Source organism: Pseudoalteromonas prydzensis, from assembly GCF_001661495.1.
GTDB lineage: Bacteria > Pseudomonadota > Gammaproteobacteria > Enterobacterales > Alteromonadaceae > Pseudoalteromonas > Pseudoalteromonas prydzensis.
Genome location: NZ_BDDT01000007.1, coordinates 64935 through 80723 on the forward strand (window position 1 = coordinate 64935; position 15789 = coordinate 80723).

General features: G+C 40.9%; 14 protein-coding genes. 12 read left to right on the forward strand and 2 right to left on the reverse strand.

Translation table 11 applies throughout. The features are described 5' to 3' along the window. Window positions 1-101: 101 nt before the first annotated feature. Window positions 102-1445, reverse strand: coding sequence for an outer membrane channel protein TolC (gene tolC, locus A7968_RS14005; RefSeq protein ID WP_064667198.1), 1344 nt, complete (start codon window positions 1443-1445; stop codon window positions 102-104). 156 nt (window positions 1446-1601) lie between these two features. Here tolC and A7968_RS14010 point away from each other — a divergent pair, with 156 nt between their 5' ends. The 11 genes from A7968_RS14010 to A7968_RS14060 all read left to right on the forward strand — a co-directional run bounded on the left by A7968_RS14010 (window position 1602) and on the right by A7968_RS14060 (window position 13885). Then, window positions 1602-2222: an NUDIX domain-containing protein gene (locus A7968_RS14010; protein ID WP_064667199.1), complete on the forward strand. Its 621-nt coding sequence runs from the start codon at window positions 1602-1604 to the stop codon at window positions 2220-2222. Window positions 2223-2255: 33 nt separating this feature from the next. Further along, window positions 2256-2714, forward strand: a complete 459-nt coding sequence (locus A7968_RS14015; protein WP_064667200.1) for a DUF1249 domain-containing protein — start codon at window positions 2256-2258, stop codon at window positions 2712-2714. After that, window positions 2701-3486, forward strand: a complete 786-nt coding sequence (locus tag A7968_RS14020) for a metallophosphoesterase (RefSeq protein WP_064667201.1) — start codon at window positions 2701-2703, stop codon at window positions 3484-3486. Before A7968_RS14015 ends, A7968_RS14020 begins: the two co-directional genes overlap by 14 nt. Further along, entirely contained in the window at window positions 3471-4031 is a 561-nt protein-coding gene (locus A7968_RS14025; protein WP_064667202.1) for a YqiA/YcfP family alpha/beta fold hydrolase, read from the forward strand. Before A7968_RS14020 ends, A7968_RS14025 begins: the two co-directional genes overlap by 16 nt. A 31-nt stretch (window positions 4032-4062) precedes the next feature. Then, window positions 4063-5952 carry a DNA topoisomerase IV subunit B gene (gene parE / locus A7968_RS14030; RefSeq protein WP_064667203.1) on the forward strand — a complete coding sequence of 630 codons (1890 nt, stop codon included), beginning with the start codon at window positions 4063-4065 and terminating at the stop codon, window positions 5950-5952. Window positions 5953-5970: 18 nt separating this feature from the next. Beyond that, on the forward strand, window positions 5971-7899 hold the full coding sequence (locus A7968_RS14035) for a diguanylate cyclase (protein WP_064667204.1): 1929 nt from the start codon (window positions 5971-5973) through the stop codon (window positions 7897-7899). Beyond that, window positions 7892-8986, forward strand: a complete 1095-nt coding sequence (locus A7968_RS14040; protein ID WP_064667205.1) for a PQQ-dependent sugar dehydrogenase — start codon at window positions 7892-7894, stop codon at window positions 8984-8986. Before A7968_RS14035 ends, A7968_RS14040 begins: the two co-directional genes overlap by 8 nt. Before the next feature lie 10 nt (window positions 8987-8996). Continuing rightward, on the forward strand, window positions 8997-11288 hold the full coding sequence (gene parC, locus A7968_RS14045) for a DNA topoisomerase IV subunit A (RefSeq protein WP_064667206.1): 2292 nt from the start codon (window positions 8997-8999) through the stop codon (window positions 11286-11288). A gap of 158 nt (window positions 11289-11446) precedes the next feature. Then, the gene (locus A7968_RS14050; protein ID WP_064667207.1) at window positions 11447-12160 is read left to right on the forward strand and encodes a 1-acylglycerol-3-phosphate O-acyltransferase; all 714 of its coding nucleotides are present in this window, start codon (window positions 11447-11449) and stop codon (window positions 12158-12160) included. Continuing rightward, on the forward strand, window positions 12160-12495 hold the full coding sequence (rraB, locus tag A7968_RS14055) for a ribonuclease E inhibitor RraB (RefSeq protein WP_064667208.1): 336 nt from the start codon (window positions 12160-12162) through the stop codon (window positions 12493-12495). The genes A7968_RS14050 and rraB overlap by 1 nt, the downstream gene beginning before the upstream one ends. A gap of 166 nt (window positions 12496-12661) precedes the next feature. Next, on the forward strand, window positions 12662-13885 hold the full coding sequence (locus A7968_RS14060; RefSeq protein ID WP_064667209.1) for an HD-GYP domain-containing protein: 1224 nt from the start codon (window positions 12662-12664) through the stop codon (window positions 13883-13885). Here A7968_RS14060 and A7968_RS23620 read toward each other — a convergent pair. Continuing rightward, window positions 13845-14183 (reverse strand): hypothetical protein, encoded by a 339-nt coding sequence (locus A7968_RS23620; RefSeq protein ID WP_084448209.1) that lies wholly within the window; start codon window positions 14181-14183, stop codon window positions 13845-13847. The genes A7968_RS14060 and A7968_RS23620 overlap by 41 nt on opposite strands. Window positions 14184-14472: 289 nt before the next feature. On the opposite strand from A7968_RS23620, the gene A7968_RS14065 reads away from it, so the two are divergent. Next, a complete protein-coding gene (locus tag A7968_RS14065; RefSeq protein WP_064667210.1) occupies window positions 14473-15735 on the forward strand; it encodes an outer membrane protein transport protein in 1263 nt (420 codons plus the stop codon). Window positions 15736-15789: the final 54 nt, after the last annotated feature.

Here is a 15789-nt window from a genome sequence, read left to right on the forward strand (position 1 = left end):
TATCTCATATTTGAAAAGAACTTAGTTTAACTGGATGAATAAAAAAATACAAAAAAGCCAGCAAGTTGCTGGCTTTTAAATGAGTAATGTTAAGCTTATCTTTATTGGATTGCTTTTAAACCTTGATTGATGGCTTGTAAATCATCACTAGTTAAAGTACCCGCCGCTTGCTTTAAGCGAAGCGTTGATACGACGTAACGATAGCGAACATCTGCAAGGTTACGTTTTGCATTAAAGAGGTTTTGTGTGCTGATCAAGACGTCAACAATAGTACGAGTACCCACTTCAAAACCTGCTTCAGTGGCTTTTAATGCACTTTCAGCAGAAACCACAGCTTGCTCAAGGGCTTTAAAAGTAGCGATATCAGATACCACTTGATTATAAGAGGTGATCGTATTGCGTGTTACAGCGCGTAAGCTTGCTTCTAGGTCTTCACTTGCAGCTACATAAAACGCACGTGCTTGATCGGTCGCTGCTGTGGTTGCACCACCAGAATAAATAGGCACACTAAAGTTAATACCAATCTTGGTAGTATCGCCACGTGGACGTGCTGTGTTTCTATTTGTATCAGATAATGTATCACCATAACTGGCGTCTAAAGTCAGCTTAGGATAATGACCTGCTTGCGCTAAATCGATTTGATCTTTAGCGATATCAACAGTGACTTTAGATACTTGCAGATTTAAGTTGTTTTCTTCTGCAAGCTTAATGTAATCAGTAGATTGCTTAGAAGGTTTTACTGTAGAGAAGGTCTCAGTATTTAACATATCAAGCTTAGCGTGGTATTTACCGGTGATTTCACGAAGCTGTTCACGGGCTGTTTCAACGCCATTTTTAGCCACGATTTCACGAGCTACAGAGTTATCGTACTGCGCCTGTGCTTCATGTACGTCGGTAATTGCAGTTAAGCCTACAGCGTAACGTTGCTTTGTTTGTTCAAGTTGACGCTCGATTGCACGTTTTTCAGATTGTACAAATTCTAAATTATCAATCGCGCTTAATACATTGAAGTAGCCTTCAGCAACACGAACAATAAGATCTTGTTTTGCAAAGTCGTACTGAGCAGTGGCTTGCAATGCTTGTTTGTCTGCGATGCCTAATGAATTCCATGCGCCTAAATCAAAAAGAGTTTGAGTTAGTGTCAGTCCACGATTAAATGAATCCGAATCTGTGTCAGTATGAACGTAACCCGCAGCATCAGTACCTGTATATGATGAGCTGTCGGTTTTGTCATAACCCATAGAGAAATTGATTTGTGGTAACAATGTACTCATCGCGCGGTCGCTGTTATAAGCTTGTGCGTCGGCTTGCGCTTTTGCTTTTAACACAGTCGGATCGTTAGCTGTTGCAATTTCATAAACTTGTAATAAGTCTTCAGCATTTGATGCTGTAGCAGTTAATGCGCAAGATAAGCCGATCAGCGCAGCAAGGATGTTCTTTTTCATTATTCGTTCAGTCCTTAGACAATTTTCGTTCTAAAAGCATGGTAACCTGTTTTACTTAATAACAAAAAAAAAATTGCGTAAAACAGCGTAAACAAGTGTAACAGAATATAATAAAGCACAAACTTTTTGAGTTAAAAAACTAAATGAGGAAGATGAATGACCGACAAAGTCATAGCTAAATTTACCAAAAATGATGTAACCATTGCACCAGTAAAAAATCTTTACAGCGGCTTCTTTAAAATAAATTTATATCAGTTTGAGCATGCATTATTTGCCGGTGGGCAATCCGCAACGATAAGCCGTGAGATACTAGAGCGCGGTGACGCTGTGGCAGTTTTACCGTATGATCCTCACTCAGATAACCTGTTACTGATAGAACAAATTCGCATCGGTGCGATAAAGAGCAAACAGTCGCCATGGTTGTTAGAGTGTATAGCCGGTATGACGGATGGCTGTACTGATTATGAAGCCGTCGTCAAACGCGAGGCACTAGAGGAAGCTGGACTAGAGCTGCAAGAGCTGGAATTTATGTTATCGTATCTTTCAAGTCCTGGCGGTACTACCGAACGGCTGCACCTTTACCTTGCTGTTACGGATTTAAGCCAGCTGCAAAGTGGTGTTTATGGGCTTGAAACCGAAGGCGAAGATATAAAAACACATATCATCAGTTTTAATGAGGCGATGGCACGTTTAGCAAGCGGTGAAATAGATAATGCTGCTACGGTTATTTCATTACAGTGGTTAGCGCTTAATCGCGAACGTATAATGAATAAATAGACTACCCTTAACTTCTAATTTTATGGCGGTAACGTGACAGCACTTGCAGTGAAACAACGATATATTCAAAGTCTTCCAAAATACTTGACGTTATGTGAGCATAACTACTTACGCGCGTTAAAGTTGCTGCCTAATGAGCGCAAACAAGGTAGCACTCGACAAGTGCAATTAGGTAATAATCAGTTTGCAATTAAAGTGGATGGTTGTGCAAAGTACACTATGGATATTTCTATCACGCAATTAACGGGGATGTTAAAAGGTTTTAATCCGTTATTTTTAACCGTGCGTTTGTATCATGATGCAAAAGTGGCTGAAATAATTCACCATGACTATCATCAAAGAATTAAACCATCGTATGGCTACCCGAATCCGCAAATGCATCAAAAAGACGAAAAATATCAACTCAATGCATTCTTGTACGATTGGTTAGTGGCGTGTGTTGACAGTGGCCGAGCGGTCCTTAATTGGGATGTGAATAATGGCTTGGTTTGATCAATATGCTATTTTCAATAGCGGTCAACTACGTTTAGCGCATATAACCGATTGCCATTTATTTGCCGACCCACAAGGGGAGTATTTTGGGGTTAATACGGCAGAGCACTTTTCTTGTGTGTTGGCGCACATGGCAGAGCAGTCATTAGATGCCGTGATCTTTGGTGGTGATCTAACTCAAGATCACAGTATGGCATCATATCGACTATTTGCTCAGTTGATAGCTGATTCAGCGCTCACCTGTCAGGTATTTTGGGTGCCAGGTAATCACGATGAACTAGCTGCCTTGCAACACATTTCAAGCGGGCAAATAAGTAATGCTAAACGGTTAATTGCCAATGACTTTGAAGTGTTACTTATTAATTCCAAAGGACCCACGCCTGCAGGGTGGGTCAGTGAAGCGCATTTAAATGAAATCACTACATTATTAGTAAGCACATCGCTACCGAGTGTGGTTTTTTGCCATCATAATCCATTGCCAATCAATGGCTATTTAGATAAACACATGCTTGAAAATGGCCCGCAATTGCTTAACATATTACAAAATAGTGGGCAGGTTAGGCATCTGTTTCACGGTCATGTTCATAATGACTACCAATTTCAATTCAGAAATATTGATGTGGTGGCAACGCCTGCAAGTTCAGTGCAATTTACTAAAAACACGGCGCAATGGCAGCAGCAAAATTTAGGCGCAGGCTATCGGTTATTAACGATAACTAAGTCAAGCGATGAAGTGGCTGTTGATTCGGAGCTAATATGGCTCAACGAGTAATTTATATTCATGGCTTTAATAGCAGTGAAAAATCATTTAAAGCTGTGCGCTTTGGTGAGTATATGGCACACTATGACGTTGATTATTGTGTGCCGCGATTAAGTCATGAACCGCTGCATGCGATAATTCAAATTGAACAATTATTAACGCCAAATACGGTATTACTTGGCAGTTCTTTAGGTGGTTTTTACGCCACTTATTTATCGCAAAAATATCAGTTACCAGCAGCGCTGATCAATCCTGCTGTTAAGCCTTATTTGTTATTGAGTTCATTGTTAGGGGCGAACTATAATCCCTATCAGGATAGCCATTACGAGCTCAATAATAGTCATATTAACGCGTTAAAGTCACTGTCGATACCCTACTTAAAGCGCCCATCATTACTGTATTTACTACAGCAAACAGGCGATGAAGTATTGGATTATCAGCAGGCCGTTAAATATTATTCACAATGCAAGCAACGGATTGAATTTGGTGGTGATCATAGCTTTGTTGGCTTTGACGACGCCATTGCTAGTATTGTAGATTTTCTTAAAATCACGTAAAACATAGCTAAGCGCATAAAAGATAAAAACTATGAGTCAGCAAAATTATAACGCCGAAGCCATTGAAGTATTAAATGGGTTAGAACCTGTTAAACGCCGTCCAGGCATGTACACCGACACCACTCGCCCTAATCATTTAGGACAAGAGGTTATTGATAACAGTGTCGATGAAGCCATGGCTGGTCATGCCACAAAAATTGATGTTATTTTACATGAAGATAACTCACTTGAAGTCAGTGATGATGGTCGTGGTATGCCCATCGATATTCACCCTGAAGAAGGTATTCCAGGGGTTGAGCTAATTTTCACTAAACTGCATGCCGGTGGTAAATTCTCTAATAAAAATTACCAGTTTTCTGGTGGTTTGCACGGAGTTGGTATCTCTGTTGTAAATGCATTATCCACCCGGGTTGAAGTTGTTGTGCGCCGTGATGCACAGCAATACATGATGGCATTTGAAAATGGCGATAAAGTTGAAGACTTAAACGTTATTGGCACAGTCGGTAAGCGAAATACCGGTACTACCGTACGTTTTTGGCCGGATGCCAGCTATTTTGATTCAGCTAACTTTTCATTACTGAAACTGCATCATTTGCTTAAAGCCAAGGCTGTATTATGCCCAGGTTTACGTATTAAGTTTACCAACAAGCAAACCAAAGAAACCCAAGAATGGTATTACGAAACGGGTTTAAAAGATTACTTAAACGAAGCCGTTAAAGGCTACGAAGTTTTACCACAAGACCCTTTTACTGGTGAATTTTCAAGTTCAACCGAAGGCGCTGACTGGGCTGTTGTATGGTTACCAGAGGGCGGCGAATCTATCGCTGAAAGTTATGTGAACTTAATACCGACAGCGCAAGGTGGTACCCATGTTAATGGTCTGCGCCAAGGGTTACTTGAAGCAATGCGTGAGTTTTGTGAGTTTCGTAACTTATTGCCGCGTGGCGTTAAGCTCACCCCAGATGATATTTGGGAACGCTGTAGCTATGTTTTATCGGTGAAAATGCAAGATCCACAATTTGCCGGTCAAACCAAAGAAAAACTCTCGTCGCGTTCGTGTTCAGCATTTGTATCTGGGGTTGTGAAAGATTCATTTAGCTTATGGCTGAACGAACATACCGACACTGCTGAGTTACTCTCTGAATTATGTATATCAAATGCCCAAAAGCGTTTACGTGCAGCTAAAAAAGTGGTGCGTAAGCGAGTTACAGCAGGTCCAGCCTTGCCTGGAAAACTAACCGATTGTAGTGCTGCTGATAATGACCGCACCGAACTGTTTTTAGTGGAAGGTGACTCAGCGGGTGGCTCAGCCAAACAAGCTCGCGATCGTGAGTTTCAGGCCATAATGCCGCTACGTGGTAAAATTTTGAATACCTGGGAAGTTGAATCAGGGCAAATTTTAGCATCACAAGAAGTGCACGATATTTCAGTGGCACTGGGAATTGATCCTGATTCAGATGATATTTCTTCTTTACGCTATAATAAAATTTGTATCTTAGCGGATGCTGACTCCGATGGGCTACATATTGCAACCTTACTATGCGCCTTGTTTGTGCGTCATTTTCCAACTTTAGTGAAAAGCGGGCATGTGTATGTTGCTATGCCTCCATTATTTAGAATCGACATTGGTAAAGACGTTTATTATGCGCTGGATGAAGATGAAAAATCGGGCATTTTAGCGCGCATCGAAGCAGAGAAAAAACGTGGCAAAGTGAATGTACAGCGCTTTAAAGGCTTGGGTGAAATGAACCCATTGCAATTGCGTGAAACGACTATGGACCCAAATACGCGTCGCTTAGTACAGCTAACATTGGAAGATGAAGTTGAAACCATGGAAATGATGGATATGTTGCTTGCGAAAAAGCGTTCATCAGATCGTCGTCAATGGTTAGAAGATCATGGAAATCGTGCTCAAGTGTAATAAAACCAGGGTGTAAATATGCAAATACAACAAGGAAGGTGTTTTAATTATTTACACTCGCGTGTTTCATTGCTCAGCTTTTTTGCCTGCTTGTATTTATATTGCGCTACTTTAAACGCAGCACAGCAGCCGGTACTGGATGCAAAATGGTTAACTACACAGTTAGAGCTTGCTCATAAAAAAAGTATTCAAGACCCAGGCCATGCCGCTGAATTTTTAGAGCATTTAATAAAACAACACAGTACTCACTTATCGGCCATACAGCGCAGCGAATTGCAACTTCATTTGGCCGATAATTACTTATTACTGGGGGAATTGAGTAAAGCTATCGCGCTGGAGAGGCTGCTCGCCAATGAGCTGACCGTATTAAATAATGAATCACTGATCCGTTACTATTTAATTAAATCCACTATTTATAGCTATTCGGGTCAGGCTGATAAATCGTTAGCGATTTTAAATACTGCTGAGCAGCAAGTCGAACAACTAGAAAATGAAAAGCTAAAAAGTAAAGTTTACGGCGCGTTAGCAAGCTTTTATGTTTATAATCATGATGATATTAAAGCATTAGACTATTTTTATAAAAGCTATGAGATTATTAAACGCAGCGGTGACTTACTCGATTTAGCCTATATTGAATCAACCATGGCTAAATCGTATGAGTATTTATTTGATTACGACAAAGCGCTGGAATTGCAACTAAAGGCATTGGCCTATTTTTTAAAAAATGACTTAATGTTTGATAGCTTAGTGTCGTACTTCCACTCAGCTAAAATATATTTAAAAATGAAACGTGGCCAAGAAGCCATTGCTAGCAGCCAAAAAATGCTCGCAATGGCCGGCCAAGTAGCAAATGAAAACTTAGTGTACTACGGTTATATAATCTTGGCTGAAGCGTATTTGTTAGAGCAAGATATAGCGCAAGCAAATCATTATCTTTCACTTAGTAGCCAGTATTTCGATAAGCTTGAAGATGTCGCGAACATTGCAAATCACTTATATATTCAAGCGGCAATTGAGCTTGCGCAAAATTTAACGGATCAAGCTGCAAAAACGTTAGCAAAAGCGCAGTTGCTGTCTGAGCAAATACCGATAGAAAATAGTATTACGTCGCTATTAAAACTGGCCAATTTACAGACAGAGCTGGCTGTACAGCAAAATGATTACCGGTTAGCTTATAAGTATCAACAAGATTTTATCGCGTTAAATGAACAGCACTATAATAAGGTTCGAGAGATAGCTCGTTCACGCCATAAAGTAGAATTTGATATTAAACAAGTTAAATTAGAAAAGCAGTTACTTAAAAAAGATAAAGAGCTAAACGAGTTTTCCTTACAAGAAATTAAACAGCAGCAAGCATTACAAAATACCATTATGTTCAGCGTGCTGTTGTTGTTTTTATTGTTGTTATTGTTTTCGTGGCGACAGTATCGATTAAAACGCAAGTTTAGTGTGCTGGCGAATACAGATTTTTTAACTGGCGTGGCAAATAGACGTAAAATTATGGATTTTGCCGAGTCACAGTGGTTAGAGCTAAAAAGCGATAATCACAACTTTTGTTTGATAATTTTTGACTTAGATCACTTTAAAAGTATCAATGATGAGTTTGGCCACCCTGCTGGGGATCTGGTATTAAAAAGCATCACAGAGACAGCGCAGCGAGCAATTCGAGAACATGACATTCTTGGCCGTATTGGTGGCGAAGAGTTTTTAGTGGTGCTAAATAATACACCCCTTGTAGAAGCGACGGAAATTGCTTATCGCATTAAAAGTGATATAGAAAAAACACCAATAAACGATGGTGAAAACGTTATTAAAATCACCGCAAGTTTTGGTGTAGCGCAAAAAAGAGCGCAATTACACTCATTTAAAGATTTATTAAAAAACGCAGATAAAGCGCTCTATGCAGCAAAAGAGCGTGGCCGAAATAGGGTAGAAACCGATGAATAAATTACTAATATCACTACTAGCGGTAGGGTTGCTAAGTACTCCCTTAGCAGCAAAAGAAATCATTCAAGAACTGAGTGTTCCAGATGGTTTTTCAATAAACATATTCGCCAGTGACGTAGAAAATGCACGACAACTAGCTGTATCTAAAAAAGGCATTGTGTATGTTGGCTCGCGTAAAGCAGGTAATGTATATGCGTTAATTGATCACAATAGTGATGGCATTGCAGATAAACAAATACTTGTTGCCAGTGGCTTAACCATGCCATCGGGTTTAGCGATTAAAGAAGGGGATTTATATGTCGGTGAAGTGCACCGTATTATTCGGTTTAAAAACATTGATACGCAATTAAAAGCACCAAAATATGAAGTGGTATACGATGCGTTGCCTAGTGAGCGTCACCACGGTTGGAAGTTTTTACGTTTTTCACCAACCGGTGAGTTGATTATTCCTGTCGGTGTACCCTGTAATATCTGCAGCGAAGATGAACGCTTCGGTCGTATTTTTTCATTGGATGTAAATACCAAACAAATGACCACGTTAGCTCAAGGCGTGCGTAACTCTGTGGGCTTTGATTTCCACCCAAGTACGCAGGTAATGTGGTTTAGCGACAATGGCCGAGATATGATGGGCGATGATTTACCTCCTGATGAGTTAAACCGTTTAACGGTGGAAGGCGAGCATTTTGGTTTCCCGTACGTACATGCAGGTGCGATTTTAGACCCTGAATTTGGTAAAGGTAAGAATATTGCTGATTACAGTGCACCAGCTTTAGCATTAGGCGCACATGTGGCGCCTCTTGGCATTCATTTTTATAACGGTAAGCAATTTCCGGCTAATTATAAACAGCAACTTTTTGTGGCTGAGCACGGTTCGTGGAACCGCAGTAAAAAATCTGGATATAAAGTGGCAGTTGCCACCATTGAGCAAGGACGTGTGATAAAATACACGCCGTTTATTACGGGCTTTATGAAAAACGAAGAAACATTGGGTCGTCCGGTTGCTTTTGCAGAACTTGCCGATGGCAGCTTATTGATCTCCGATGATTATGCCAATGTGATCTACCGTGTAAGCTATAAAAAAAATTAGGTAGGCTTTGATGAGTGATACAGATACCTTGCTAATGCAAGGAATTGAACAACAAACAATGGGACGTTTTACCGAAGACGCCTATTTAAACTATTCCATGTATGTGATCATGGATAGAGCATTGCCGCATATTGGTGATGGCCTAAAACCCGTACAACGTCGTATTATTTACGCGATGAGTGAACTGGGTTTATCTGCGGCAGCTAAATATAAAAAATCGGCCCGTACTGTCGGTGATGTATTAGGTAAATATCACCCACATGGTGATAGCGCCTGTTACGAAGCGATGGTATTAATGGCGCAACCATTTTCCTATCGCTACCCATTAGTCGATGGGCAAGGGAACTGGGGTGCGGCGGATGATCCAAAGTCATTTGCAGCCATGCGTTATACCGAAGCGCGTTTATCTAAGTTCTCAGAAGTACTGTTAAAAGAACTTGGCCAAGGCACCGTTGATTGGACGCCAAACTTTGATGGCACCATGGACGAGCCACAAGTACTGCCTTCACGCTTACCACATATTTTACTCAATGGTATTACAGGTATCGCTGTTGGTATGGCAACGGACATTCCACCTCATAACGTACGCGAAGTCGCCAGTGCCTGTTGCTTATTACTAGATAGCCCTAAAGCTGATTTAGATCAATTGCTTGAGCATGTACAAGCGCCTGATTACCCAACAGAAGCGGAAATCATTACCTCAAAAGCTGATATTCGTAAAATTTATGAAACCGGCCGAGGTTCGATAAAAATGCGTGCTATCTATACTGAAGAGCATGGCGATATCGTTATCACTGCGCTGCCACATCAGTGTTCAGGTGGTAAAGTTTTAGAGCAAATTGCGGCGCAAATGAATGCGAAAAAGCTGCCTATGGTTGCTGATCTACGTGATGAATCAGATCACGAAAATCCAACCCGCATCGTGATCATTCCTCGTTCTAATCGCATTAAAGTGGAGCCGTTAATGGCGCACTTATTTGCCACTACAGACTTGGAAAAAAATTATCGCGTTAATATAAATATGCTTGGCCTTGATGGCCGTCCGCAGGTAAAAAATTTACGCACTATTTTAACTGAGTGGCTGGTGTTCCGCCGTGAAACAGTACGCCGCCGATTGCAATATCGTTTAGATAAAGTGTTGGCTCGTTTACATATTTTAGAAGGTTTACTCGCAGCCTTTTTAAATATCGACGAAGTTATTGAAATTATTCGTAGTGAAGACAAGCCAAAGCCTGTGCTGATGGAGCGCTTTGGGATCACCGATATCCAAGCCGAAGCAATCCTTGAATTAAAACTACGTCACTTAGCTAAGTTAGAAGAGTTTAAAATTCGTGGTGAGCAAGATGAGCTTGCCAAAGAGCGTGATAAATTACAGCAAACGTTAGGCTCTGATCGTCGTATGTCGACGTTATTGAAAAAAGAAATTCAAGAAGCCGCTGAGTTATATGGCGATGATCGTCGCTCTCCGATTGTAGAGCGTCTTGAAGCAAAAGCATTAAGCGAAAAAGATTTGATCCCATCAGAATCTGTAACCGTGGTGCTATCAGAAAAAGGCTGGGCGCGGGTTGGTAAAGGCCATGACTTAGATGTTGAAGGGCTTAGTTATCGAGCAGGTGATGCCTATAAAGCCTCTGCCCGTGGTAAGAGTAATCAACCAGCGGTGTTCTTAGATTCAGCAGGGCGTGCGTTTGCCACCGATGCGCATGGTTTACCGTCGGCACGAAGCCAAGGTGAGCCAATGACAGGGCGCTTTAACCTCACCGCAGGTGCTAATTTTGAGCATGTCGTAATGGGCGAAGATAAGCAAGTGTTGCTGATGGCATCGGATGCGGGTTACGGCTTTATTACTGATTTTGTTGATTTAGTCAGCAAAAATAAAAACGGCAAAGCATTAGTCAGTGTACCAAAAGGTGGCCATTTATTGGCACCGATCAGGGTGAATGACGTAGCTAACGATTACTGTATGGCTATTTCGAACGAAGGGCGCATGTTGTTATTCCCATTACGTGATCTACCTAAACTTGGTAAAGGTAAGGGCAATAAGATTATCTCGATCCCAAGCGCTAAAGTACAAGCACGTGAAGAGTTTGTAAAAGTGCTGGCGGTGGTGCCAGAGGGGACGAGTGTGACCTTGCATGCGGGCAAGCGTAAGCTCACCCTTAAACCAAGCGATTTAGAGCACTATCATGGTGAACGAGGCCGTCGTGGTAATAAACTGCCTCGTGGTTTACAACGCGTTGATGAAGCGGTGGTTGAGCTAACCGTCATTGATGATGAGATTGAGCCAACAGAAACAGAGTAACATTTAACTAATTGTCACTAAAATTAAACGGCCTGCTTTTGCAGGCCGTTTGTTTTTAAGTAAGAAATTAGTTTAAGCTTACAAGTGTGCGCTAAACGCTCGTTTAGCAACTAAAATAACGCTATAATGCTGGCGTTATTATTTTTGGAGTGTGTTTTTTGTTAGCTATTATTCGTATTTTGATCATGGCACTATTTATTTTACTAAGCTGTATATTTGGTTTACTTCTTTGTTTAGTAAAACCTTTTCATATAAATAATGTACATATTGTATCCAGTTGGTTTGGCTCAATGGCTAACATGCTCGGGGTAAAACTTGTCATTACACGCCACCCGGACGCATTAGAATGTGGCCCAGCGGTGTATGTTGCAAACCACCAAAATAACTATGATATTTTTACTTTACCGGCCGTAGTACCTAAAAATTGCGTTAGTTTAGGTAAAAAAAGCCTCAAGTGGATCCCGTTTTTTGGTCAGTTATATTGGTTATCGGGCAATATTTTAATTGACCGTGGTAATCGTTCGAAAGCGGCAGGAACTATTTCTAAATCAGCCGATAAAATAAGGCAAAAAGGCCTATCGGTCTGGATGTTTCCTGAAGGAACGCGTAGTTATGGCCGTGGCTTACTGCCATTTAAAACCGGCGCTTTTCACACTGCATTAAATGCAGGTGTGCCTGTAGTGCCAGTTTGTATGAGCACCACACATAAAACCATTAAACTAAATCGTTGGGACAATGGTATAATCTACATCGACATGTTAGCACCACAGCCGCTTGATAAAACAATCGGGGCGCGTGAACACGCAACGCGTATTCATAGCATAATGGCTGCTAGAATAACTGAATTAGATGCTCAAGTGAGAGAAAAGTAATGGAAAATTGGCGTGAAATTAGTGAAGACATCGTAACTTCGTTATTAGAAGATGGCTCTGATCCAGAGATCCTTTATGAAGTTGAACACCACTTTGTTTGCGAAGACTTCGTAAAGCTTGAACAAGCTGCATTAGCTGCGTTTAAACTTGGCTATGATGTTGAAGAGCCAGCTGAACTTGAGCTTGAAGATGGTAGTAAAATTTGGGGTTTTGACATAGTTGTTGAAGCTGAGCTTGATGTTGACGTAATCATGGAAGACGTTGATAAACTTGCGCAACTCGCTATAGATACCGACGTAGAATACGACGGTTGGGGCACTTACTTCCAAGAGTAATGTGTTAGCTACTAGCTACTAGGTCCTAGCCGCTAGGACCTAGATCTACTCGCCAACTCGCCGACTTTAATCCTTATTTCGTATTCGTTACTTTTGTTATAGACATTTGTAGTGGATCGTTGATAATCAGTAACTATTATTGTTTGAAATGAATTAATCACTTTATATGCTTATTACCCTGCCAATTTCTGAACTCGTACCAGGCATGTTTGTTGATAGTGTTAGCAAGCAATTTGAGGGTGTTGATAGTATAAAAATCAAAACTCGTGGCTTAGTTCGCGATAAATCGATTATCAAACGCTTAATGTCCGAAGGGGTGCAAGAGCTGCTGATAGATTTTACCCAAAGTGATGTAAGTGTTCCTACCAAATACCAGCTTAAACCTGATGCTGAGCTTGTTACTAAAGCTGACATTAAGCCCAAAAAAGCAAAAATAAAAAAAATTATCTCAGTTGAACAAGAGTTTGCTAAAGCGACTGTCAGCTATGATCAACATAATCGTAATTTACAAAGCTTATATGGTGATGTTACTTCAGGTTTAAAAATGAATATCGCATTGCTTGATGATATTGCCAAAGATATCGTGTCTTCGGTATTTCGTAACCATAACGCAATGACTATTTTGACCCGTCTTAAAGATAAACATATGTACAATTGGCGACATATGACCAACTGCGCCATTTTTGTTACTGTGTTTGCTAAGTATTTAGGTTATAAAGAAAATATTGTGCATGAGCTTGCCATGGGAGCATTACTGCATGATTTAGGTCAAGCTAAGTTACCACAAGGAATTTTTTCCAAGCCTGAAAAGGTGAATAAGCTTGAGATGCAAGCGATTAAAAAGCATGTTGCGCAAAGCTTAGGGTTAGTAAAAGGCGAGAAGGGTATTACCCCATTGATGCTTGATATGATAGTCAATCACCATGAGCGTCTTGATGGCAGTGGTTATCCGCGTGGTTTGCAGGGAGAAAAACTCAGTCGTCCTGCGCGTATTATGGCCATTGTTGATGTGTATGACGCGATGACTGCGGACAGGCCACATCAATTAGGTGATGAGCCAATTAATGCATTGCGTTATTTATTGGCGAATAAACAGATGTTTGATAGTGAGTTGGTACAGCGTTTCATCAAATGCTTAGGTGTGCACCCTGTGGGCACCATTGTGAAACTAACCAATGAACGGTTGGCGTTAGTGACAGAGGGCAATCATCAAAACCCGATTCAACCGAAAGTAAAAGTTTTTTATAATGCCAAGCATAAACACCACGTTACTGCTAAAGACGTTGATTTAACCTCGGCTGAGCATGATTTAAAAATCGTCGCCAGTATAAAACCGTTAGATTACCAGCTTAATTTGGCTCGTTTGTTAAAAGAGCATCTGCTGGTTTAGGCTGTTTGGTTATTGATTTAGTGCAGCGATTTTTTGCAGAGTGTTTCGCTGAAAGTAATGCCCCGCTAAAGCAACTGGTCATTAAGATCATCCACAATAAAGTACCATTTTCTGTATGTAATGCAGCGCAACAACACAATAATGCCGCCGAAGCACAAATAATAGCGCCTAACCAATAATGATTTACAGGGTTATCGCAGTTGCCAGCTCTGGTGCAGGCGCAAAAATTAGCCTTGCAAAAGCAATACACACTGACGCCACAAAAAGCTAATGCAGCAATAATTAATGCTATTTCCACAGCTTCACTCCCTTAACTGAATCTTGTTGCTCAGTCTAATTACCCTTTAGAATCAAGTCAACACAAATGATAATTAATTGCAATTGGGTTTTTGGTGTATCTTGTCCGATGTGTTTTAAAATGTTGTTATATTGCTGTTAAAAACTTGTTTAAGTGGGGTTTTTTAACGAATTGTTACAGTTTTTTATTAAAAAATAAGGTAATGTGCTAAGGTTTTGAAGTAACTTACTCCTAATAATTAGATACAACACATGGGAACCCAAGCGCTTAGTTTGGTTAAGGTAACATAATGAAATTTACAAAAACTTTAATCGCAGCATCACTTGCTGTTATGTCTGCAGATACGTTTGCAGCGGCTTTTCAATTAGCTGAGCAAAATGCTTCAGGCCTTGGCCGTGCATACGCAGGTGAAGCGGCAGTGGCCGATGATGCGTCAGTGGTTGCACGTAACCCTGCATTAATGTCGGTATTTAAAGAGCAGCAATTAAGTGTTGCTGGTATTGCAGTTGTTCCAGATGTGAGCCTTCGTGGCACTGAAGCAAGTAATGCCTCAGTAAACCCAGGACAACTTAACGACAGTAGCATTGCGCCAGCAGCGTTTGTTCCAGCTGGTTATTTTGTAATGCCTATCGATGACAAATTTGCAGTGGGCTTTGGTGCGTTTTCAAACTTTGGCTTAGCGACAGAATTTGATGCGGATTACCCAGCAGGTCAGCTTGCTGGTGAAACTGAGATCGTGACAGTAAATATGAACGTGAGTGGTTCATATAAAATCAATGAGCAATTTAGTGTTGGTCTTGGTCTTAACTATATTTACGCTGATGCGAAAATTATTCGTAACTTTGGTGCCAATCCACTTGGCTTACCAGCACAAACTCAAGCTGTACATTTAGAAGGCGATGACTACGGGTTTGGTTGGAACATCGGTGCTAGCTACCAGCTGGATGAAAATAGCCGCTTTGGTTTTAATTATCGTAGCGAAACTGACATCACCTTTGATGGCGAATATTCTAATCAGTTACCTGTACAGGTTGGCGGTTTAGCAGGGGCAAGCGTACCTGGAAGCGTTGAAATTACCTTACCTGCGATTGCAGAGTTCTCAGGTACACACCAATTAGATGAGAAAACAGGCCTACACTACAGTGTAATGTGGACTGGTTGGGACAGCTTTGAAAAGCTAGAAGCGCATGTTGCGGGTAGCGATGCTCCAGTATTCTCTAAAGATGAAAATTTCTCAAATGCAATGCGTTACTCAATCGGTGGTGACTACCAGTTTAATGATGCTGTGTTACTTCGTGCTGGTATTGCTTACGACGAATCACCAGCTGATAAAAACCATATGTCGATTTCTATTCCTGATACCGACCGTTTCTGGTACTCGTTTGGTGTTAACTACACGATGAGCGAGCAAGCTAACTTAGATATTGGTATGAGTATTTTACGTGGTAAAACACAAAACTTTACTGAATCTGATGGCTTAGGCCAGCAATGGGGCTTTGAATCAAAAGGCCATGCGTACTTATTTGGTGCACAGTATAACTACACGTTCTAATATTTGACTAGAACCTAGAACCTAGAACCTAGAACCTAGAACCTAGAACCTAGA